This is a genomic window from Ruegeria sp. C2 (assembly GCF_056537765.1).
This window is the reverse complement of the sequence record NZ_JBQFRZ010000001.1, coordinates 1,216,032-1,236,431: the sequence shown is the minus strand read 5'-3', so window position 1 is coordinate 1,236,431 and position 20,400 is coordinate 1,216,032. Positions and strand designations below refer to the sequence as shown.

Annotated in this window: 17 protein-coding genes; 8 read left to right on the top strand and 9 right to left on the bottom strand. The window is 58.9% G+C overall.

Annotation, left to right across the window (positions count from 1 at the left end; all coding sequences use genetic code 11):
- Window positions 1–25: 25 nt before the first annotated feature.
- The 6 genes from aqpZ to ACR0IV_RS06230 all read right to left on the bottom strand — a co-directional run bounded on the left by aqpZ (window position 26) and on the right by ACR0IV_RS06230 (window position 5,211).
- Window positions 26–715: an aquaporin Z gene (gene aqpZ / locus ACR0IV_RS06255; RefSeq protein WP_480469490.1), complete on the bottom strand. Its 690-nt coding sequence runs from the start codon at window positions 713–715 to the stop codon at window positions 26–28.
- Window positions 716–914: 199 nt separating this feature from the next.
- Window positions 915–1,646: an NAD-dependent epimerase/dehydratase family protein gene (locus ACR0IV_RS06250; protein ID WP_480657363.1), complete on the bottom strand. Its 732-nt coding sequence runs from the start codon at window positions 1,644–1,646 to the stop codon at window positions 915–917.
- A gap of 208 nt (window positions 1,647–1,854) precedes the next feature.
- Window positions 1,855–2,355, bottom strand: a complete 501-nt coding sequence (locus tag ACR0IV_RS06245) for a bactofilin family protein (protein ID WP_480469492.1) — start codon at window positions 2,353–2,355, stop codon at window positions 1,855–1,857.
- Window positions 2,345–3,670, bottom strand: a complete 1,326-nt coding sequence (locus tag ACR0IV_RS06240; protein ID WP_480658548.1) for a DUF5930 domain-containing protein — start codon at window positions 3,668–3,670, stop codon at window positions 2,345–2,347. The genes ACR0IV_RS06245 and ACR0IV_RS06240 overlap by 11 nt, the downstream gene beginning before the upstream one ends.
- A 178-nt stretch (window positions 3,671–3,848) precedes the next feature.
- Complete coding sequence (locus ACR0IV_RS06235; protein WP_480658550.1) at window positions 3,849–4,667, bottom strand: ferritin-like domain-containing protein; 819 nt, start codon at window positions 4,665–4,667, stop codon at window positions 3,849–3,851.
- An 82-nt stretch (window positions 4,668–4,749) separates the two neighbouring features.
- Window positions 4,750–5,211 (bottom strand): peroxiredoxin, encoded by a 462-nt coding sequence (locus ACR0IV_RS06230; protein WP_480657364.1) that lies wholly within the window; start codon window positions 5,209–5,211, stop codon window positions 4,750–4,752.
- Window positions 5,212–5,280: 69 nt separating this feature from the next.
- Here ACR0IV_RS06230 and ACR0IV_RS06225 point away from each other — a divergent pair, with 69 nt between their 5' ends.
- The 4 genes from ACR0IV_RS06225 (at window position 5,281) to ACR0IV_RS06210 (ending at window position 11,827) form a co-directional block, all read left to right on the top strand.
- Complete coding sequence (locus ACR0IV_RS06225; RefSeq protein WP_480657365.1) at window positions 5,281–8,664, top strand: YhdP family protein; 3,384 nt, start codon at window positions 5,281–5,283, stop codon at window positions 8,662–8,664.
- Between the two features lie 45 nt (window positions 8,665–8,709).
- Window positions 8,710–9,756: a tRNA preQ1(34) S-adenosylmethionine ribosyltransferase-isomerase QueA gene (queA, locus tag ACR0IV_RS06220; protein ID WP_480657366.1), complete on the top strand. Its 1,047-nt coding sequence runs from the start codon at window positions 8,710–8,712 to the stop codon at window positions 9,754–9,756.
- A gap of 107 nt (window positions 9,757–9,863) precedes the next feature.
- Window positions 9,864–11,138, top strand: coding sequence for an MFS transporter (locus tag ACR0IV_RS06215; RefSeq protein WP_480657367.1), 1,275 nt, complete (start codon window positions 9,864–9,866; stop codon window positions 11,136–11,138).
- 107 nt (window positions 11,139–11,245) lie between these two features.
- Window positions 11,246–11,827 carry a DUF924 family protein gene (locus ACR0IV_RS06210; RefSeq protein WP_480469498.1) on the top strand — a complete coding sequence of 194 codons (582 nt, stop codon included), beginning with the start codon at window positions 11,246–11,248 and terminating at the stop codon, window positions 11,825–11,827.
- Here the strand turns inward: ACR0IV_RS06210 and ACR0IV_RS06205 are convergent.
- Window positions 11,824–12,258, bottom strand: coding sequence for a hypothetical protein (locus tag ACR0IV_RS06205; protein WP_480657368.1), 435 nt, complete (start codon window positions 12,256–12,258; stop codon window positions 11,824–11,826). The genes ACR0IV_RS06210 and ACR0IV_RS06205 overlap by 4 nt on opposite strands.
- A gap of 203 nt (window positions 12,259–12,461) precedes the next feature.
- Here ACR0IV_RS06205 and lpdA point away from each other — a divergent pair, with 203 nt between their 5' ends.
- Entirely contained in the window at window positions 12,462–13,856 is a 1,395-nt protein-coding gene (gene lpdA / locus ACR0IV_RS06200; protein ID WP_480657369.1) for a dihydrolipoyl dehydrogenase, read from the top strand.
- 133 nt (window positions 13,857–13,989) lie between these two features.
- Here lpdA and ACR0IV_RS06195 read toward each other — a convergent pair whose 3' ends face one another.
- Window positions 13,990–15,375 (bottom strand): dipeptidase, encoded by a 1,386-nt coding sequence (locus ACR0IV_RS06195; protein WP_480469501.1) that lies wholly within the window; start codon window positions 15,373–15,375, stop codon window positions 13,990–13,992.
- 300 nt (window positions 15,376–15,675) lie between these two features.
- Between ACR0IV_RS06195 and hemA the strand changes: the two genes are divergently transcribed.
- From hemA to ispG, 3 genes are all read left to right on the top strand, one after another.
- Entirely contained in the window at window positions 15,676–16,899 is a 1,224-nt protein-coding gene (gene hemA, locus ACR0IV_RS06190; RefSeq protein WP_480469502.1) for a 5-aminolevulinate synthase, read from the top strand.
- Between the two features lie 129 nt (window positions 16,900–17,028).
- Window positions 17,029–18,243 carry a helix-turn-helix domain-containing protein gene (locus ACR0IV_RS06185; protein WP_480657370.1) on the top strand — a complete coding sequence of 405 codons (1,215 nt, stop codon included), beginning with the start codon at window positions 17,029–17,031 and terminating at the stop codon, window positions 18,241–18,243.
- A gap of 70 nt (window positions 18,244–18,313) precedes the next feature.
- Window positions 18,314–19,435, top strand: coding sequence for a flavodoxin-dependent (E)-4-hydroxy-3-methylbut-2-enyl-diphosphate synthase (gene ispG, locus ACR0IV_RS06180; RefSeq protein WP_480657371.1), 1,122 nt, complete (start codon window positions 18,314–18,316; stop codon window positions 19,433–19,435).
- A gap of 170 nt (window positions 19,436–19,605) precedes the next feature.
- Here the strand turns inward: ispG and ACR0IV_RS06175 are convergent, their stop codons facing one another.
- Window positions 19,606–20,304 carry a CHAP domain-containing protein gene (locus tag ACR0IV_RS06175; protein ID WP_480733578.1) on the bottom strand — a complete coding sequence of 233 codons (699 nt, stop codon included), beginning with the start codon at window positions 20,302–20,304 and terminating at the stop codon, window positions 19,606–19,608.
- Window positions 20,305–20,400 lie beyond the last annotated feature (96 nt).

The following is a 20,400-nucleotide window of genomic DNA, read 5'->3' as shown; positions in this document are numbered from 1 at the left end:
GGGTAGAATTTATCTGACGTCCAAGTCAGTCGTCGGTTGTCATAACCTTCCAGATCAGCGCGCCAATCGCGCCACCGATCAATGGTGCCACCCAGAACAGCCAAAGCTGCGCCAGCGCCGGACCATCGGCAAACAGCGCCACGCCGGTTGAGCGGGCGGGGTTTACAGATGTGTTGGTCACCGGGATCGAGATCAGGTGGATCAGTGTCAGCCCCAATCCGATTGCTATCGGGGCGAATCCGGCGGGGGCTCCGCTGGAGGTCGCGCCCAGGATGATCACGATGAAAAACGCCGTGAGGACGATTTCGATCACCAGGGCAGACATCATCGAATACCCTTCTGGTGACGCCTCGCCATATCCGTTGGAGGCAAAGCCGCCCACACCCTCAAACCCCGGCGCGCCACTGACGATCAGATAGAGAACGGCTGCCGCAACGATGGCGCCGATTACCTGAGCGATCCAATAGGGGATCAGATCCTTGGCGTCGAACCGCCCGCCGATCATCAGCCCGAGGCTGACCGCCGGGTTGAAGTGCCCGCCCGAGATATGACCGACAGCGTAGGCCATGGTCAGTACGGTCAGGCCAAAGGCGAAGGATACGCCCAGCCAGCCGATGCCCACATCGGCCACACCCGCGGCCAGCACCGCGCTGCCGCAACCGCCCAGCACCAGCCAGAACGTGCCGAAGAATTCGGCCATGAGTTTTGATGACATGGAATCTCCTCCGAAAAACAATGGCTTTAAGGGTAATTCAAAAAATACTTTTTGTGAAATTGTGAATGGTCGGGGAATTCCGGCTAAGATACGTCAGATTGGAGGCGTTGTTGCGGAGCTTGGTTCCGTGTCCGGTTGATCAAGAATGTTTGTTCTGCGTCCTCTTCGACCGGTTCTGCATCGCGACCGAACGTCGATATTAGGCAGAGGGTATCGGGAAGGTCGAAAATGCGTCATCCTGTGGCGCGTATCCCAGAACTTTGCAGGTTTCGGTCAAATCTAGCCGTTTGAAACGATTGTTTGAGATTCCGTGTGCAATGAAACTCCCGTTAATCTCAGCTAGAATTGCTCGATCAATCAGGTGAGTTGCATCACGATGGCTAAGCCAAGCGCTGAGATCGCGCTTGGTTTCAAGCGGCGGGCCGTCAGCAGGCTCGAACGCCCCTATTCGCAAGGAAACGCAGGACATACCGAAGCGCGTTGCGTAGAGTGAACACAGAGCTTCCCCATAACACTTGGAGACACCGTAGAGATTGGCCGGAGCGACGGCCATCCCCGGCACAATCTGTCGGTCTACAGGGTATCCTTCGATAGTTTGCGCGCTGCTGGCGTAGACGAAGCGACTGACCTTTGCCTTACGAGCGGATTCAATCAAATAGGTTGTCGCCAAGATATTGGCGGGCAGCACATCGTCAAATTCAGCGTCTGGGTCTGGCACGCCAGCAAGATGCACAACCGCGTCCACGCCCTGGCACAATGCGTCAGCGGCATTTACATCAGAAAGATCAGATTGCACAAAGCGATGCGGACCCGGGACCGGTTGCGTAGGCTCCTTTATATCAGTCAGCACAAACTCATAGCGCTCCTGATACGCGGTAAAGAATGCCTGGCCGATCCGACCGGATGATCCAGTAACCAAAACCTGCCGCATTGTTTGTTCCCTCTAGCTTTACGAAACGGCTGCTAGTCCTAAAGAAGTCGCTGGCCAAAGGAAAGTGGACTTTCAGTAGAGCGGCCTCTTCGGCCTCTTTGTCCACATTGTGATCATTGCCAGGCTTAGGCGAACACCCACAAAACAAAAAAACGCCGCAGGTAGTCCTGCGGCGCCAATTGATTTTGCTACTTCGTTGACCGGAGCGTTACTGCTTCACTTCCGCCGCCGGATTGGCACCGGATTTGCCACTGCGGCCCGGGTTCAGCGGGTCGTCTTGACGCTGTACGGAGCCTTCGAAATGCGCGCCGCTTTCGATGGCGATGGTCTTGTGGATGATGTCGCCTTCGACACGTGCGGTCGAGGTCAGGCGGACCTTCAGGCCACGCACGCGGCCCACGATACGACCATTGACCACGACGTCATCTGCGGTGACTTCGCCCTTGATGGTGGCGGTTTCGCCGATGGTCAGCAGGTGGGCGCGGATGTCGCCTTCGACAGTGCCCTCAACCTGGATATCGCCCGAGGTCTTCAGGTTACCGGTGATGTGCAGATCCGACGACAGGACCGATGCAGGTGGCTTGGCCTTGGGCGGGGTGCTGGCCTTGGTTTCAGCCGGTGCGGGCGCCGCCGGGGTGGCCGGTGCGGCCGGTTTTGCTGCCTCAGTCTCTTTCGATCCGGGCTCGTTGATTTTGCTCTTAGAAAACATTTCTCGCAGCCTTGATGTAAGTCATTGGGTTTACAGGTTTTCCGTTCACGCGCACCTCATAGTGCAGGTGTGTGCCGGTCGACCGTCCGGTGCTACCCATATCAGCAATATGATCCCCGCGCGAGACCCTTTGACCAACCTTTACGCGTAACTTGGTGTTATGAGCGTAAAGTGTCTCAATCCCGAACGCGTGCCTGATCTTGACCAGCCGTCCAAAGCCCGATTGCCAGCCCGCGTGGGTGACGACTCCGTCAGCGGTCGCGAAGATATCAGTGCCCTGCGGACCCGCGAAATCTGTGCCGTTATGCATACGGCGTCCACCGGTCTTGGGGTCGCGACGGGTGCCGTAGCCGCTGGTGAAGCGAACTGCGGCGCGCACCGGGCTGGCGAAGGGGGCCTTTTCGGCAGCGATGCGATAGAGATTCAGCTGGTCCATCTGTTCCAGTAGGATATTGGCGCGGATCTGGTCGGGGGTCAGTTCCTCACCGCGTGTGCTCAGGGATAAAGGGGTCAGCGGACCGCCCATACCGCTATATCCGCGCCGGACCTCTTCGAGGATACGATCTGTTGGCATACCTGCGCTGCGGAACATCTTGTCCAGCGGTTCGACCGAGATCAACATGGCCTCTTCCAACTGGCGGAAGATCTCGTCGCTGCGTTCCTGCATGAGGCGAATTTCAAGCTCAAGCTCATCCTTTTGATCCAGAGCTCCCTGTGCGTCGGCAGCGATCTGGTCGCGTTGCGCTGCAGTGCGCGCCAATGCGTCGGTCATGAATGCCATCTGGACCGGATTGGCCGAAGCCATCACGTAAGCTGCATCTCCAATGGCGCTTTGTTGCAGGTCCGCCAATTCGATGCGGGCCTCTTCACGCTGCTTCATGGTGGCGCGCAGGGTGGTCTGGATAACCTCGATTCCCGTTTCCAGCTCGCGACGGCGATTTTCCGATTCCAGCAATTCGGATTGCATGGCCGAGACCTGTTCAAGCGCTGCATTGAAGCGCTCATGGGCGGCCAACGCCTCTGCTGCGCGGGCGTCCCGTTCCGATGACAGGATGTTCAGGCGTTCCTGATAAGTGGCCTGATCGCGCTTGGCCTGCTCGCGGAAATTGCCTGATCCGATGCTGTCCATCAGCAGGATCGAGGTGGCAATCGCGGTCCAGGCGACCATGATGCCGACCCCTGTCACGGCCGCGATCTGAGTCTCAGAACTCAGCCGAATGAACCGTGTGTCATTGTCGGATTTCAGAAATACCCGGCGTTCAGGAAAGTGCCGCTCGAGCAGTGAGTGTAGTTTGATTGCCAGACGTGTCCGCACGCGTCCTACCTCAGTTGTCCCCATATCCCGGAGCCGATCGTGAGTGAGTAGCCGCTCCTTGGGGCGATTGCATAATGCGGACGGATCATTCGGGCAAGTTTGTTAACCAATTCACAGCCCGAACCGGGGGTTTCCCGCAGGCGATCGGCGGTAATTTGCCTAAACCGGGCGTTTGCGGTCAGTCTGCCACACCTCCAGGCGGTGGCAGATCTTCGGTCAGTGGCCAGTAGAAATCGGGCGGCAGGCCGGCCTCGGCGCGTTTCTCTTCGTTGAAGGGAGGCTTCAGTGCGCCGTGGAAATAGCGGCGGACGAGGTTGTGAAATACATCTTTGGGATCGGCGTTTTCACGTCCGCACAGGAAGTGGAACCATTTCGAGCCATAGGCGACGTGGCCGACCTCTTCGGCATAGATCACTTCGAGCGCCGCGACAGCGTCATCAGCTTTGGCTTTGCGGAAGATGTCGATCATGCCCGGGGTTACATCCAGCCCGCGCGCCTCGAGCACCATGGGAACCACGGCGAGGCGGCCCATCAGATCGTGGGCGGTGTCTTCGGCGGCGCGCCACATGCCCGCATGGGCGGGCAGGGCGCCGTAGTGGCTGTCCATCTGCTCAAGGCAATCGCAGACCATCTCGAAGTGGCGCGATTCTTCTTCGGCGCATTTCACCCAGTCGTCGTAGAAACCGATTGGCATCGGGACATGGCCGAACCGCGCGATGATGTCCCAATGCAGGTCCACCGCGTTCAACTCGATATGCGCGACGGCGTGCAACAGCGCGATCCGTCCTGCCTCGGAGCCCGGCCTGCGGCGCGGCACATCGCGAGGTGACAGGAGTTCGGGCTTATCCGGACGCGCGGGCGACAAGGGCGGTTCTGCCGTGCCGATCTCGATTCCCGGCGTTTCGCCGTTGCGGGCGGCAAACCACGCGGCGGCATGGCGTTTGGACAACGCGGTCTTTGCGCGCCCGTCTGCCGTGGTCAGAACCTCGGTCGCCATTTCGGTCAGTGTTTTCGCCACGGTCGCCCCCTGCGCTGCATCGCGCGGGGCATACCCCGTATGTCCGCGCGGGTCGAGAGGGTCAGAGCGCCTGCACGGCCTCCAGCACCTCGTCGACATGGCCGGGCACTTTCACCTTGCGCCAGACGCGCGCGATCTTGCCCTCGGCACCGATTAGAAAGGTCGAGCGTTCGATGCCCATGGATTTCCGGCCGTACATGTTCTTTTCGACCCAGACGCCATAATCCTCGCACACGGTCTGGCCTTCGTCAGACAATAGCGGCGTCGTCAGCCCGTGTTTGGCGACAAACTTGTCATGCTTGGCGACGGTATCACGCGAGATGCCGAAAACGTTAGCACCTGCGTCACTAAATGCTTGAAGCTGTTCCGAGAAACCGATGGATTCCTTGGTGCAGCCCGGCGTATCATCGCGGGGGTAGAAAAACAGAACGACGGCGCGGCCACGCTGTTCCGACAGGGTCACTTCTCCGCCGCCGTCGCGAGGCAGCGTAAAGTCTGGGGCGATGTCTGAAACGTCGGGCATATGAAAACTCCGGCTGAGAAAATTAACGGTTGGCTCATATCATAGGGCGCCGCGAGCAGGTTGAAAGGCGTGGAACGCAAATTGGTCCAGCAAGATCAGCAGGATGAGACTGAGAGCGGCAAGAAGCCGCGTCGCCGGTCGCGTCGGCGGACGGCTGGCCTGTGGGCCATGCGCGGCGTCTTTGTTCTGGTGTTTTTGGGGCTAGTGACCGGATTCATGGTGGTCGGGCAGCGGATGCATGCTCCGGCCTGGGTGCGCGACCGTGTCGAAGCACGGCTGGACAAGGCATTGGGCGGCGTGCAGGTCCGGTTCGGCGACGTAAGTTTCATCATTCATGAGGGGTGGCGGCCGCGTCTGCGCCTGACGGATGTGCGCATCAGTGATGCGGCCGGGCAACAGATAGCCGAGGTGTCGGACCTACGCGCCAGCCTAGCGATGCGGCCATTGTTGCGGGGCCATGTTCGGCCCAAGCGGATCATCCTGCAGGGCGCGCAGATCGCACTGACACGAGGCGAAGATGGTGCGCTATCTCTGACCGTGGGCACCGGCAGTGCGCCGGTTGGCGAGGCGCCGAACCTTGCGCAGTTGATCGAGGCCTCGGATGAGGTGTTTCGATCCCCCGCGCTGTCGGCGCTGACCTCGGTTCGGCTGGATTCGATCACTCTGGACTATCGTGACCTGCGGCTGGGTCGCTCGTGGGTGCTGGATGGCGGCCATATTCAAGCCACCCGCAGTGCGCGCGAGGTACGGCTCGCCACCGGTTTCTCGGTACTGGCCGGGCGCGATTATGTCAGCGGGATTGAGGCGAACTATACCAGTTCACTGGACAGTGCAGCGGCGCAGTTCGGTATCTCGATCACTGATCTGCCTGCCGAAGATATTGCCGGACACAGCCCCGCGCTGGCCTGGATGCAGGTGTTGCGCACGCCGATCTCGGGTGCCTTACGCGGGAGTGTCGATGCCGATGGCGCGCTCGGGCCGGTCTTTGCCACACTGAACCTTGGAGAAGGGGCGGTACAGCCAACGCCCGAGACCCGCCCGGTCCGGTTCGATTCGGCGCGTACCTATTTCACCTATAACCCGCAGCAGGAAGTGTTGGACTTCAACGAAATCTCCATCCACTCCGCCTGGGGCGAAGTCCATGCCGAGGGTAAGGCGTTTCTTGAAGGGGTCGAGGCCGGGCGTCTCGACAGTATGGCCGGGCAGTTCCGGCTGAGCGGGATTGAGGTCAACCCGGCAAACTTGTTCCCCGAAGCGCTGAACCTGAAGCGTGCGGATGTTGATTTTCAGATGAAGCTTGCGCCCTTCCGGATGCGCGTGGGGCAGATGACGGTCGAGGATGGCGCGCATCGTCTGCGGCTCAGCGGTGCGCTGGCCGGGTTGTCCGACGGATGGTTGGCCGAGGTTGACGCGCAAATCGACCAGATGAACTCGGACCAGTTGCTGAACTATTGGCCTGAGCGTCTGGCCCCCAAGCCGCGCCTTTGGGTCACCGAAAACCTGCATTACGGAGAAATGTCGGATCTCGACTTCGCCTTGCGCCTGCGCCCCGGCGAAAAGCCTGACATCTACGCGGATTTCGAGTTTGAAAACACCAGTCTGAGATTTGCGAAAACGCTGCCCCCGGTACAAGACGCGCAAGGACAGGCCAGCCTGTTGAATCGGCGGTTTACCGTGACCGCGCAAAAAGGTGTGGTGGTTGCCGATCAAGGGGGGCAGGTAGATGCCGCTGGCACCTCTTTCATCATTCCCGATACCGGCATTAGGAGATCGACCCCGGGTATCGCGCGGATACAGGCGCGTGGCAGCGTCACGGCGGCACTGTCTTTGCTGGACCGCCCTCCGTTGTCGCTGCTGACCAAGGCCAATCTGCCAGTCGATCTTGCCGATGGACAGGTCAGTCTTGACGGCACGCTGTCGCTGCCGCTGATCAAGGGGCTGACGTTGGAGGATACGCGGTTTCATTTCGACGGCACTCTGGCGGATCTCGACAGTGATAAACTTGTGCCGGGGTTCGAGGTCAGTGCGGATCGGTTGAACCTGTCCGGAGATCAGACCGGGGTCTTGATTGACGGGCAGGGTCTCTTTGGTGTGGTGCCGGTCACGGCCCTTTGGCAGCAACCTATCGGAGGGGATAAGGCGCAGCGCAGCACGCTGAGCGGGCAGATCGAGCTTTCGCCTCGTCTGATGGATCAGATCAACGCCGGTTTGCCGCGCGGCATGCTGACGGGGCAGGGGGTGGCGGATTTCTCGTTGGGCATAGGGGCAGGCGATCCTCTCAAACTAACGGCGCAATCCGATCTGGTGGGTGTCACACTTGCGATCCCCGAACTTGGCTGGCGCAAGGCGGCGGCGACCAGCGGCTCTTTGACAGCCGAGGCAACGCTGGGCGCAAATCTGAGTGTCGATTCCCTGCGGATCAATGCCGCTGGGTTGCGAAGCGCGGCCTCGATTTCATTCCATGATGGGGCTTTTGATCGGGTCCGGTTCAGTTCGTTCGAGATCGGAGATTGGCTGGCCGTTCCTGCCGAGCTGATCGGACGTGGGGCCGCGCTGCCTGATATTCGGGTCCTGGGGGGCGTGCTGAATCTGGGCAAATCGACCTTGGGCGAAGGCGGCGGCGAGGGGGGCGCTAGCGGGCCGGGGCCGAAGATGGATGTCACGTTGGATCGGTTGCAGGTAACCGAAACGGTTGCGCTGACAGGCTTGACCGGTTCGTTCCAGACCACCGGAGGTTTGACCGGTGCCTTTGCCGCGCAAGTGAATGGCGGCGCGCCAATCAGGGGGCAGGTGTCCCCGCGTGGGGGGCGCAGCGCGGTTAGCCTGACCTCTGAGGATGCAGGTGCCGTGATGCGGTCCGCGGGTCTTATCACTCAGGCGCGTGGCGGCAACCTGCAGGTGCAACTCGACCCGATTGCCGAGCCCGGAAACTATGATGTGGACCTGCGAATCGAGAATACGCGGATCAAGGATGCCCCTGCGATGGCGGCCCTGCTGAATGCCATCAGCCTGGTTGGCTTACTGGACGAAATGGCGGGGCAAGGGATTTTCTTTTCCGCGATCGAAAGCACGATGCGCCTCACGCCGACCGAGGTGAAGGTTCTGAGCGGCAGTGCCGTCGGCCCGTCGATGGGCCTGTCCTTTGATGGCACCGTCGACACCGTCGCCGGAAGGCTGAACCTGCGCGGTGCGATTTCTCCGATTTATCTGTTGAACGCGATTGGAAGTGTTTTGACCCGAAAAGGGGAAGGTGTATTTGCGTTCAACTACACTCTGACCGGGCCACTGGCCAATCCGAAGGTGTCGGTGAACCCGTTGTCAGGCCTTGCCCCGCTGTTTCTGCGCAACCTATTGCGGCAGCCTGCGCCAACCGTCTCGGATGGTCCGAACGCGACGCCCGACCGATCCGAACGCCCGCATCCCGCCTTCCAGTCGCGCGGCGAAGATCGCTGATCTCAGCAGTGGCCGAATCTTTAGCGGCATTGTATTGGCGCGGCCATGAAACTCAGCGATTTCGACTTCCACCTGCCTGAACACCTGATTGCCACGCGGCCTGCCAGCCCGCGATCCTCGGCGCGAATGCTGGTGGCGCAGGGCGATGGCATCCGCGACCAGCATGTGTTCGACCTGCCTGATCTGTTGCAGCCCGGCGACCGTCTGGTGCTGAACGACACTCGTGTTATTCCGGCGCGGCTCAGCGGGCGACGTCACCGTGACAGCGCACAAGGTCCGGTCTCAGCCGCAATCGAAGCGACCTTGCTTGAGCCGCAGGCCGATGGCAGCTGGACCGCGCTGGTCAAACCGCTGAAGAAGGTCAAACCGGGGGAACAGATCGTATTCTCCGATGACCTGAGCGCCACCCTGGAAAGGGTCGCCGACGGGCAGGCCTATCTGCGGTTTAATCTGACAGGCGAGGATTTCGACAAAGCGCTGGAACAAGCCGGTGCGATGCCGCTGCCGCCATACATTGCAGCCAAGCGTGCGGCAGATGAGCAAGACAAGACCGACTATCAAACGGTCTGGGCACGCCATTCCGGGGCGGTTGCGGCGCCGACCGCCTCGCTGCATTTTGATGATCCTTTGTTGCAGGCCCTCACCGCGCGTGGGGTGGAGTTCACCCATGTCACCCTGCATGTTGGCGCTGGTACGTTTCTGCCTGTGAAGGTCGAGGATGTTACAACGCACAAGATGCATGCCGAATGGGGGTGCGTCAGCCCTCAGGCCGCTGCCGAGATCGCCGCGACCAAGGCCGCAGGCGGGCGTGTCATTCCGGTGGGCACGACCGCGCTGCGCCTGATTGAAAGCGCAGCAAGGGGCGGAGAGATCACCCCTTGGGAAGGTGAGACCGATATCTTCATCTATCCCGGCTTCCAGTTTCATGCCGCCGATGCCTTGATGACCAATTTTCACCTGCCGAAATCTACGCTGCTGATGCTGGTTTCGGCGCTGATGGGGCAGGACCGGGTGCGTACGATCTATGACCATGCAATCGCGGGGGAATATCGGTTCTTCTCGTATGGCGATGCATCATTGTTGATCCCCTGAGGCGCGGATTTTCGGTTAGCGTCCTCACAATGTCGTAGACAAGCGCGACGCAGGCTGTAAGTGGGCATCAGGTAAACTGAAACTACTTTGGCATTTGGATAGGCAGCATGCTTCAGGTTCTTTCCAGCGCTTGGGCGCTTCTTCTTGGAATGGGATTGCTGATGATCGGCAATGGCCTGCAGGGCACGTTGCTGGGTGTGCGGGGCGATATTGAGGGGTTCTCGACCCTTGAGATGTCGTTCGTGATGTCTGCTTATTTCGTGGGCTTCCTTGGCGGTTCGCGCCTTGCGCCCGAGATGATCCGGCGGGTGGGGCATGTCCGCGTGTTTGCGGCGCTGGCCTCGTTCATCTCGGCCGTGATGATCATGTATCCGATGCTGACGGACCCGATTGCCTGGTCTCTGGGCCGGGTGGTGATCGGGTTCTGTTTCTCGGGCGTGTACGTGACTGCAGAGAGCTGGTTGAACAATGCGGCCAGCAACGAAAACCGGGGGCAGGCGCTGTCTCTGTATATGATCGTGCAGATGGCAGGTGTGGTCAGTGCGCAGGCTTTGCTGCTGGTCGGAGATCCCGCGGGGTATGAGACTTTCGTGATCGCATCGATCCTGATTTCGGTCTCGTTTGCCCCGATTCTGCTGTCGATCTCGCCGACACCGGCTTTTGAGACTACCAAACCAATGACATTGCGCAAACTGATGGAGACATCACCACTGGGTTGTGTGGGGATGTTCCTGCTGGGCGGCGTGTTTTCGGCCCAGTTCGGGATGAGCGCGGTCTACGGCGCGCAAGCAGACCTGTCGCTGGTCGAGATTTCGACTTTTGTCGCGGCGTTTTACATCGGAGCGGTTGTGCTGCAGTATCCGATCGGTTGGATATCGGACCGTGCGGACCGGCGTATCCTGATCATGTTGGTGGCAGCCGTTGGCGGCGTCGGGGCCTTGATCGGCATGTTTTTCGGGGCAGGATCATTCCCGATCCTGCTGCTCTCAGCGTTTGCGATCGGGGGCATGACAAGCCCGCTCTACTCGCTGTTGATCGCCTATACGAACGATTATCTGGAATATGATGACATGTCCGCCGCCTCTGGCGGGCTGATTTTCATCAACGGTCTGGGCGCCATTGCAGGCCCGGTCATCACGGGTTGGTTGATGGGCGTTGGCCTGCTTGGCCCTGCCGGGTTCTTCCTGTTCATCGCGGCGCTGATGTTCGCCATGGCGATCTACGGTGCCTACCGTATGACTCAGCGCGCTTACGTGCCCGTGGATGAGACCGGAGCCATCGCGCCGATTTACCCGACTTCATCCCCGGTTGCGCTTGAAGTTGCACAGGAAGTTGTCATCGAAGCGGCCCAGGAAGAGCAGGATACGCAAGAACCTGCCTGACGCCGGATTTGTGACTTTTGTGTTGCAATATGTTACTGTCACAAATCTGTAAAAGAGATTTAAATGACGCTACGTCCCTGGGGAGGACAATTACGGAGTTTAGGGCAATGGTTGCTCCTGAAAAAGTATTGAGTTTTTGGTTGGATGAGGTTGGGCCCAAGGGCTGGTACCTGCAGGATGAGGCGCTGGACGAGCAGATCCGCGACAAGTTTCTGTCAACTTGGAAGGCCGCGTGCGAGGGAAAATTCTCGCTCTGGCTGACCTATCCCAGCGGTGCGCTGGCTTATATTATCCTTATGGATCAATTCCCTCGTAACATGTTCCGCGGCAGCGCCAAGGCGTTTTCATCGGATCGTGCGGCGTTGGCGGCTGCGAAATGTGCGGTCGACAAGGGATGGGACATGAAGATTGACGAGCCGGCGCGGCAGTTCTTTTACCTGCCGATGATGCATTCGGAAAATCTGTGTGATCAGGAGCGCTGCGTGCGCCTGATGCACGAGCGGATGCCGCAGGCCGGCGAAGGAAATCTTCTGCACGCTCGGGCGCATCGCGAAGTGATCCGCAAGTTCGGTCGTTTCCCGTATCGAAACGATGCACTGGATCGCAGCACAACTGAACACGAAGCCGCATATGTCAGCAACGGTGGCTATGGCAGCACCGTTCGTGAGTTGCAGGCAGCTGCGACCTAGGTTGCGGGCGTGCACCCTCTGACCGACTGAAGGCCGTGGGTCACGCTATCCACCGTGGTGGTAATGGCGTGATCGATCAGATCTTCAGGAGAGTCCACCAGGCCCGTCAGTCGGGCCTGTGTTTTTTCCAGACCTTCCTCCAACCCGTTCAACCGCTGCAGTGCTGCATTCAGTTGTCGCGCCGTCGCAGGATCAGATGCATCATCCTGCGCGCGGATTGCAGCCATGTCGCTGCGCAACGCCGCAAGCTCTCCACGAAGGCCTTGCGCCTGATCTCGTAACGGCGTCACCAGTTGCAGGTTTTCTGCAAAACCGGTCCGGATATTGTCGACCGATTGCGCCAGCTTCCAACCCAAGAACAGGCAGAGGGCCAGCAGGATCAGGGTGGCGTTCAAAAGGGCAAGCAAAAGATCTTTGAGTGTTTTTGCCATCATGGCCTCTCTCAAATACACAGGTTTGGAAACGAATTGGTTCGGTTCTAGCCTTTGGTGAGGCGTGGGTATAGGCTGAATTCAGCGCCTGACGGGCGATTTGACCCCGCGTCACATATGTCGCGGGCGGAGTTGTTGATGCGCTGTGAAAAATAGTTTAACGGTAAACTAGTTTTGAAACCGATCTGCGCCGAGAGGGACACATGGCTGCAAAATCTTATGATCTGATCGTAATCGGGGCCGGCCCCGGAGGCTATGTCGCTGCCATTCGCGCAGCCCAGCTGGGCCTGAAAACCGTCGTTGTCGAGCGTGAGCATCTGGGCGGCATCTGTTTGAACTGGGGCTGCATCCCGACCAAGGCGTTGCTGCGCTCGTCGGAAGTCTTCCATCTGATGGAGCGCGCTAAGGATTTCGGCCTTAAGGCAGACAAGGTGGGTTATGACCTCGACGCGGTCGTCAAACGCTCGCGCGGGGTTGCCGCCCAGCTGTCAGGCGGGATCGGTCATCTGATGAAGAAGAATAAGATCGACGTCGTAATGGGCGAGGCGACGATACCTGCGAAAGGTAAGGTCAGCGTCAAGACCGACAAAGGCACCGAAGAACTGACGGCGAAGAACATCGTGCTGGCCACGGGCGCGCGGGCCCGCGAACTGCCCGGTCTGGAGGCGGATGGTGATCTAGTCTGGACTTATAAACACGCGCTGCAGCCGCCCCGGATGCCCAAGAAACTGCTGGTCATCGGATCGGGCGCGATCGGCATCGAATTCGCTAGTTTCTACAACACGCTGGGCGCGGATACGACGGTGGTCGAGGTTATGGACCGCGTGCTGCCGGTTGAAGACGCTGAGATCAGTGCCTTTGCCAAGAAAGCCTTTACCAAACAGGGCATGACCATCATGGAAAAGGCGATGGTCAAGCAGCTGGATCGCGCCAAAGGCAAGGTGACTGCGCATATCGAGGTGAAGGGCAAAGTAGAGAAGCATGACTTCGATACGGTAATCTCGGCGGTTGGTATCGTGGGGAATGTCGAAAACCTGGGGCTTGAGGCTCTGGGCGTAAAGATCGACCGCACCCATGTGATCACCGATGAATTCTGCCGTACCGGTGTTGATGGGCTCTATGCCATTGGCGACATCGCGGGCGCGCCCTGGCTGGCACATAAAGCCAGCCACGAAGGTGTGATGGTGGCTGAATTGATTGCCGGTAAACACGCGCATCCGGTTAAGCCCGAAAGCATAGCGGGTTGCACATACTGCCAGCCGCAGGTTGCATCGGTAGGTTATACCGAGGCGAAGGCCAAGGAGCTTGGCTTTGACATCAAGGTCGGTCGCTTCCCCTTTATCGGCAACGGCAAGGCCATCGCCTTGGGCGAACCTGAAGGAATGATCAAAACCATCTTTGATGCCAAGACGGGTGAGTTGCTGGGCGCACATATGATCGGCGCCGAAGTCACTGAGCTGATTCAGGGCTATGTGGTTGGTCGTCAGTTGGAGACCACCGAAGAAGACCTGATGAATACGGTCTTCCCACACCCAACGCTGTCAGAGATGATGCATGAGAGCGTTCTGGATGCCTATGGGCGTGTGATCCACATGTAAGGGAAGGGGGCTCTGCCCTCGCCACGGCAAGCCGCGACTCCCCCGGGATATTTATGGCCAGATGAAGCAGGGGATCCGGTCTTCATCTGGCCGAAAATATCCCGGAGCGCGAGGCAGAGCCTCGCTGGAATCCTTATTTGTTCAGCGCATCCAAAATGCGGGCCCAGGAGCGGATACCTTTGTGGAAGCTTTTGACGTCGTATTTTTCGTTCGGCGAGTGGATAGCGTCGTCGTCATTGGCATAGCCCACGAGCATCGAATCCAGCCCGAGCACGGTATCGAAATAGCCGACGACCGGGATCGAGCCGCCCATGCCGGTAAAAACGGCCTCGCGATTCCATTCGTCGGAAAGGGCGCCGCGTGCTGCTTCGAATTCCGGGCGGTTGAGGTTCATGACAGAAGCGGGCGAGCCTTCGAGGTCGTTGTCCCAGACGACTTTGACGTCAGGGGAAAGACGCTCTTCTACGTGTTTGCGAATTTTGTCGCGCAGTGCGTCTGGATCCATGTCACCGACAAGGCGGCAGGTGATCTTGCAATGTGCCTCGGACGGAATAACGGTTTTTGATCCTGCGCCATTATAGCCACCCCAGAGTCCGTTAACTTCGAGCGTCGGGCGTGCCCATTGCTGTTCCAGGGTAGAGTAGGCTTTTTCACCGTGAGGCTGGGTGTAGCCGACCGAGTTCAGGTATTCCGCCTCGTCGAACCCGCAATTTTCCCATTGGCGTAATTGGTCGGCAGGCACCTCATGAACGCCTTCATAGAACCCTTCAACGGCGACACGCCCAGTTTCTTCGTCATAGAACGAGGTAACGATGCGAGAGAGTTCGCGGAGCGGGTTCAGGCCGGGTCCTCCGTAATGGCCCGAGTGCAGGTCGATGCGCGGGCCGATAATGGTGAATTCATCTTTCAGCATCCCGCGCAATTGTGATGCGATCGAAGGCACACCACGAGAGACCATCGAGGTATCGCAAACCAGCGCCAGATCTGCCTTCAACTCTTCCTTGTTCGCTTCGAGGAACGGCACCAGCGAGGGTGAGCCGGATTCCTCTTCGCCCTCGAAGAAGAATGTGATGCGGCAGGGCAAGGTGCCGTGGACAGCTTTCCACGCACGGCAGGCCTCGACAAATGTCATGAGCTGGCCCTTGTCATCCGATGCACCGCGCCCGCGGATTACATCCCCATGTTCGGTTTGTTCCAGTGCCGGATCAAACGGGTCGCGGTTCCATAGTTCAAGCGGGTCAACCGGTTGCACATCGTAATGGCCATAAAACAGGACATGCGGCCCATCGCTGTCTTCGCCAACATGGCCCACCACCATCGGGTGGCCCGGGGTCGGGCGCTTCTCGGCTGCGATGCCGAGGCTTTGCAGATCGGCCACCAGCCAGTCAGCGGCCTTGTCGACATGCTCTTTATAGGCGGGGTCGGTCGAGATTGAAGGGATGCGCAGGAACTCCATCAGGCGATCGATAGAGGGGGTCAGATCAGTGTCGATCCGGCTCAGTACGGCGTCAAGCGACATGGGGCTCTCCTGAAAAGTGCTGAATTCGGGCAGAGCCTAGCAGCATGGGCGGGGCCGTCCAGCAGGATTCTGGGGCAAAGGCATAGGGGCGGCCTGCGTCGTTTCCTCGCGTTTTCTGGCCGTAACTTTGCTTGTCGGTTCGGGCGTTAGGCGTTATTTGATGCAAATCAAAGTTGGGTTCAACGTTTCGGCGGTAGGCAAGTCGGACAGATGAACGCGACGCCACATTTGCAGAAACCCTGTAGTGTAGCGAAAAAAGTAGTCCGGAGGTATGATGGCCGGGCATCCAAGGAGGGTCCGGTGGACTATACTGCTCAGCTCGATACAGCGATCGCCAAGCTGCATGACGAAGGACGTTACCGGACCTTTATCGATATTGAACGCCGGAATGGTCATTTTCCGCATGCGGTGCGGACCTGTCCGGACGGGTCGCAGCAGAACATCACCGTGTGGTGTGGCAACGACTATCTTGGCATGGGGCAGAACCCGGTTGTTTTGAACGCCATGCACGAGGCGGTCGACGCGGCGGGCGCGGGCTCGGGCGGGACGCGCAATATTTCGGGCACCACCGTTTATCATAAGCGGCTGGAGGCTGAGCTTGCTGATCTGCATGGCAAAGAAGCCGCGCTGCTGTTTACCAGCGCCTACATCGCCAATGATGCCACGCTTTCGACACTGCCCAAGCTGTTTCCCGGCCTGATCATCTATTCCGACGCGCTGAATCATGCCTCAATGATCGAAGGCGTGCGCCGCAATGGTGGGGCAAAGCGTATCTTCCGTCACAATGACGTCGCTCATCTGCGCGAGCTGATGGCGGCGGATGATCCGGCTGCGCCCAAGCTGATTGCGTTTGAATCGGTCTATTCCATGGATGGCGATTTTGGTCCGATCGAAGAGATCTGCGACCTCGCTGATGAATTCGGTGCGCTGACTTATATCGATGAGGTTCACGCGGTCGGTATGTACGGCCCGCGCGGCGGCGGCGTGACCGAGCGGGATCGTCTGGCCCATCGGATTGACATCATCAACGGAACACTGGCTAAAGCTTATGGTGTCATGGGTGGCTATATCGCGGCCAGCGCCAAGATGTGCGACGCGATCCGGTCATATGCACCCGGCTTTATCTTCACCACCTCGCTGCCACCTGCGGTTGCAGCAGGGGCGGCGGCGTCGGTGGCCTATTTGAAAACCGCGCCTGAACTGCGCGAACAGCACCAGACACAGGCCAGCATTCTCAAGCTGCGCCTGAAAGGGCTGGGCATGCCTCTGATCGATCACGGCAGTCACATCGTGCCAGTAATCGTCGGCAACCCCGTCCACACCAAGAAGTTGAGCGATATGCTGCTGGATGATTATGGCATCTACGTGCAGCCAATCAATTTCCCGACCGTTCCACGCGGTACTGAACGCCTGCGGTTTACCCCGTCTCCGGTACATGGACCTGACGAAATGAACCGTCTGGTTCAGGCGATGGACGAACTTTGGTCACATTGTGCGCTAAATCGCGCCGAACTTGCTGGATAACCTCACGCTAAAGTGTGCAACGAGTTTGCTGCGTGTTAGGCTTACGCTAACAAAACTGGCAGACGAATCGTTTAGGGTCGATTCGCTGACGGCGCGTAACACGCGACAGGCAAAGATGGGGCAGCAGGAATGATTGGGCGCAGATCACAGCGCGATTCCGGAGAAGACATGGACGTCAGACCGAAAGGGTTTGATGACTATGAGGTGCGACTTGGCGATGTCATGCGCGGCGAGCGTGCGACGATGGGCAAGTCTCTTCTGGACGTACAACGCGAACTGCGGATCAAGGCCAATTATATCGCCGCCATCGAGAACGCTGACCCGGACGCCTTTGACACTCCTGGCTTTATCGCTGGCTATGTGCGGTCCTATGCCCGTTATCTGGGGATGAACCCGGATGAGACGTTCCAGACTTTCTGCAAGGAAAGCGGTTTCGAGGTCGCTCATGGCATGTCGGCTGAGGCGTCAGTCGTTAAGAAAGCGCAAGGCGGTTTGCCTGCGCGTGGGCCGATGGGGCGCGACCCCTTTGTTTCGCCCAACACTCCTTATATCCCCGGTCGCGAATCCGTTGTCAGCCAGATTGAACCACGGGCTATTGGTTCGACACTGGTTCTGCTGGCCGTCATTGGCGGCATTGGCTATGGCGGCTGGTCGGTCCTGAACCGTATTCAGCAGGTACAGGTTAGCCCGGTTGAACAGGCGCCTGTCGTCTTGACCGATCTCGACCCGCTTGATGCGGCACAGGTGCGGTCGGATGAGGTCGAACTGGCCAGCGTGGACACTCCAAGCTCCGAAGCGCTGGATCGTCTGTATCGTCCGCAGGCGCTGGATGTGCCTGTTCTGGTGGCGCGTGACGCCCCGATCTCGACACTCGATCCGCGCACGGTTGGCACTTTCAGCCCGCCAGAACCGCCGCAGATTCAAGTGACAGAAGTTCACACGGTCGAGCGTCCGGAGTTGCCGCAGGTTGTTGAGAAGATTGACACAAACCTGAAAATCGTTGCTGTGAACCCGTCGTGGATGCGCGTCACGGCTGCCGATGGCAGTGTAATTTTCGAAGGGACGCTCGGGACGGTTGAACAGGGTAGCACGTTCGAGGTCCCGCTTATGGAAGAGCCGCCGCAGTTGCGCGCAGGTGCCTCGGGCTCCGTCTATTTCTCGATGAATGGTGAGCATTTTGGCCCGGTCGGCGCGCCCGGCACGGTGACCAAAGGGGTCGTGCTGTCGAAAGATTCGGTGGCCGAGAACTTCACCGTGGCCGATCTTGAAGCCGATCAGAACAGCGCGCTCAAGCAATTGGTGGCCGAGCTGCAGACCGAGGCGACAGAAGCGCCCGCCGAGTGATCTTGGCATTGCTCCTTGGGGGTTGGCGAACTATCTAAGGCGCAACTCAGGCTGATCCGGATCGATCCTCATGTCGCTCAATCACGTGCGCCCGTGGCGCAACATCTATCGCCGCAAATCCCGTCAGATCATGGTTGGCAACGTGCCCGTCGGTGGCGACGCGCCGATTGCCGTGCAGACCATGACCAACACGCTGACCACCAATGTCGCGGCGACTGTTGCGCAGGTGCAGGCGGCGGCAGAGGCGGGGGCGGATATCGTGCGCGTCTCGGTCCCGGATGAAGCCTCGTCAAAAGCGCTGAAAGAGATCGTGCGCGAAAGCCCAGTGCCCATCGTCGCCGATATTCATTTCCATTATCGCCGCGGCATAGAATCCGCTGAGGCCGGCGCAGCCTGCCTGCGCATCAACCCCGGCAACATCGGCGATGAGAAGCGTGTGAAAGAGGTCATCGCTGCCGCGCGCGACCACAACTGCTCGATCCGGATTGGGGTGAACGCAGGGAGTTTGGAAAAGCATCTGCTGGAGAAATATGGCGAGCCGTGCCCCGAGGCGATGGTTGAAAGCGGGCTCGAACATATCCGCATCCTTGAGGATAATGACTTTCACAATTTCAAGATCAGCGTGAAGGCCAGCGACGTGTTCCTGTCGGCCGCGGCCTATCAGGGCATTGCCGAGGCCACAGACGCCCCCATCCATTTAGGCATCACCGAGGCCGGAGGGTTGGTCAGCGGTACGATCAAATCGGCCATCGGTCTGGGCAATTTGCTGTGGATGGGTATTGGCGACACGATCCGCGTCAGCCTATCCGCCGATCCGGTGGAAGAGGTCAAGGTGGGCTATGAGATCCTGAAATCTCTGGGCCTGCGCCATCGTGGGGTGAACATCATTTCATGCCCTTCTTGCGCGCGGCAGGGTTTTGACGTGATCAAAACGGTAGAAGCGCTGGAGCATCGGCTGGAACACATCAAAACGCCCATGAGCCTGTCGATCATCGGCTGCGTTGTGAACGGCCCGGGTGAAGCGCTGATGACAGATGTCGGTTTCACCGGCGGCGGGGCAGGGTCCGGTATGGTTTATCTGGCGGGCAAGGCCAGCCACAAAATGTCGAACGACCAGATGATCGACCATATTGTGGAAGAGGTCGAGAAAAAAGCCGCTGAGTTGGACGCCGCGGCTGAGGCCGCAGAATAGCGCCGAAACGAAACAAACTCCGTTGAAACCGAGATCGCTGCGGATCGTAAACAGACTATGCCACCGTTCAGCTTTCTTACGCGAGAGGCTGCTATCTCTGATTTGCGACCGTGACGAAGATCGCCTGTGGCGCATTCCTGGGTTATTTGGCGGCGCGAGGTGAAATTGTGTTACTCGCCAAATTTCGGGTATATGAACCCGTTCACCGGATAGTTGCTGCCATATTGTCCCGGTTGGCTTTCGACCCGGACCAGCGTCCAATCATTGTTTTTGGATACGTCCTTGACGCCCATTTTCAACGATACTTTGTTGCGGTGCCAGTTGGCGTGGTTGATGATGACTTCGCGCTCGGTGACGATATCGGATACGACCGCCACATGGCCCAAAGGCATTCCGCTGGTTGCCCGAAACGACATCACCGAACCCACAATCGGTTCGTTGCCCCGGTCAAAAGCACTGCGCGCTTTCCCCCACCAGTCTTTGGCGTTGCCGCGAATTTCAATGCCGCTGAGGTTTCGTGCGTAGGGCACACACCACACTCTTTGCCCCCGGGCCTGCTTTTTAGAGACCTCTTGCAGCGCCATTGCCTGACGTTCCGGATCGAGATCCACCTCGTTTGGGTTCTTAGCGCAGGCGGAAACAAGAACAATTAACCCCACCGCAATTGCAGCGCGGGCAGGCAGGCGTGACCTGATCGTATTTGTTTTCCGAGTGCGGTTTTGCAAGAAACTTCGGTGCCGGTTTGAGTGGTAACCGAGTTCTAGTGTGATCTTGCGGGTGATGAAAAGAGGCCCGTTAAAACCCGGCAATTTTTTGCCAGTTCTAAATGCCGAATGTGACCCAATAGCCGCGATGGACAGTCCGCTCACATCCTTAGTCACGAGTGATGCGCTTGGTCAGTCAGCTTGCAAAAAAGTTCACATCCAAAAAAGGCGGCTTTGTAAATCAAAGCCGCCTGAGCCTCT

What these genes read in the sequence shown, in the direction of transcription:
- aqpZ (WP_480469490.1), bottom strand. Translation starts at nt 715, where the DNA reads ATGTCATCAAAACTCATGGCCGAATTCTTCGGCACGTTCTGGCTGGTG.
- ispG (WP_480657371.1), top strand. Translation starts at nt 18,314, where the DNA reads ATGTCGCTCAATCACGTGCGCCCGTGGCGCAACATCTATCGCCGCAAA.
- ACR0IV_RS06250 (WP_480657363.1), bottom strand. Translation starts at nt 1,646, where the DNA reads ATGCGGCAGGTTTTGGTTACTGGATCATCCGGTCGGATCGGCCAGGCA.
- queA (WP_480657366.1), top strand. Translation starts at nt 8,710, where the DNA reads ATGAAACTCAGCGATTTCGACTTCCACCTGCCTGAACACCTGATTGCC.
- ACR0IV_RS06245 (WP_480469492.1), bottom strand. Translation starts at nt 2,355, where the DNA reads ATGTTTTCTAAGAGCAAAATCAACGAGCCCGGATCGAAAGAGACTGAG.
- ACR0IV_RS06185 (WP_480657370.1), top strand. Translation starts at nt 17,029, where the DNA reads ATGATTGGGCGCAGATCACAGCGCGATTCCGGAGAAGACATGGACGTC.
- ACR0IV_RS06195 (WP_480469501.1), bottom strand. Translation starts at nt 15,375, where the DNA reads ATGTCGCTTGACGCCGTACTGAGCCGGATCGACACTGATCTGACCCCC.
- ACR0IV_RS06235 (WP_480658550.1), bottom strand. Translation starts at nt 4,667, where the DNA reads ATGGCGACCGAGGTTCTGACCACGGCAGACGGGCGCGCAAAGACCGCG.
- lpdA (WP_480657369.1), top strand. Translation starts at nt 12,462, where the DNA reads ATGGCTGCAAAATCTTATGATCTGATCGTAATCGGGGCCGGCCCCGGA.
- ACR0IV_RS06215 (WP_480657367.1), top strand. Translation starts at nt 9,864, where the DNA reads ATGCTTCAGGTTCTTTCCAGCGCTTGGGCGCTTCTTCTTGGAATGGGA.
- ACR0IV_RS06205 (WP_480657368.1), bottom strand. Translation starts at nt 12,258, where the DNA reads ATGGCAAAAACACTCAAAGATCTTTTGCTTGCCCTTTTGAACGCCACC.
- ACR0IV_RS06230 (WP_480657364.1), bottom strand. Translation starts at nt 5,211, where the DNA reads ATGCCCGACGTTTCAGACATCGCCCCAGACTTTACGCTGCCTCGCGAC.
- ACR0IV_RS06210 (WP_480469498.1), top strand. Translation starts at nt 11,246, where the DNA reads ATGGTTGCTCCTGAAAAAGTATTGAGTTTTTGGTTGGATGAGGTTGGG.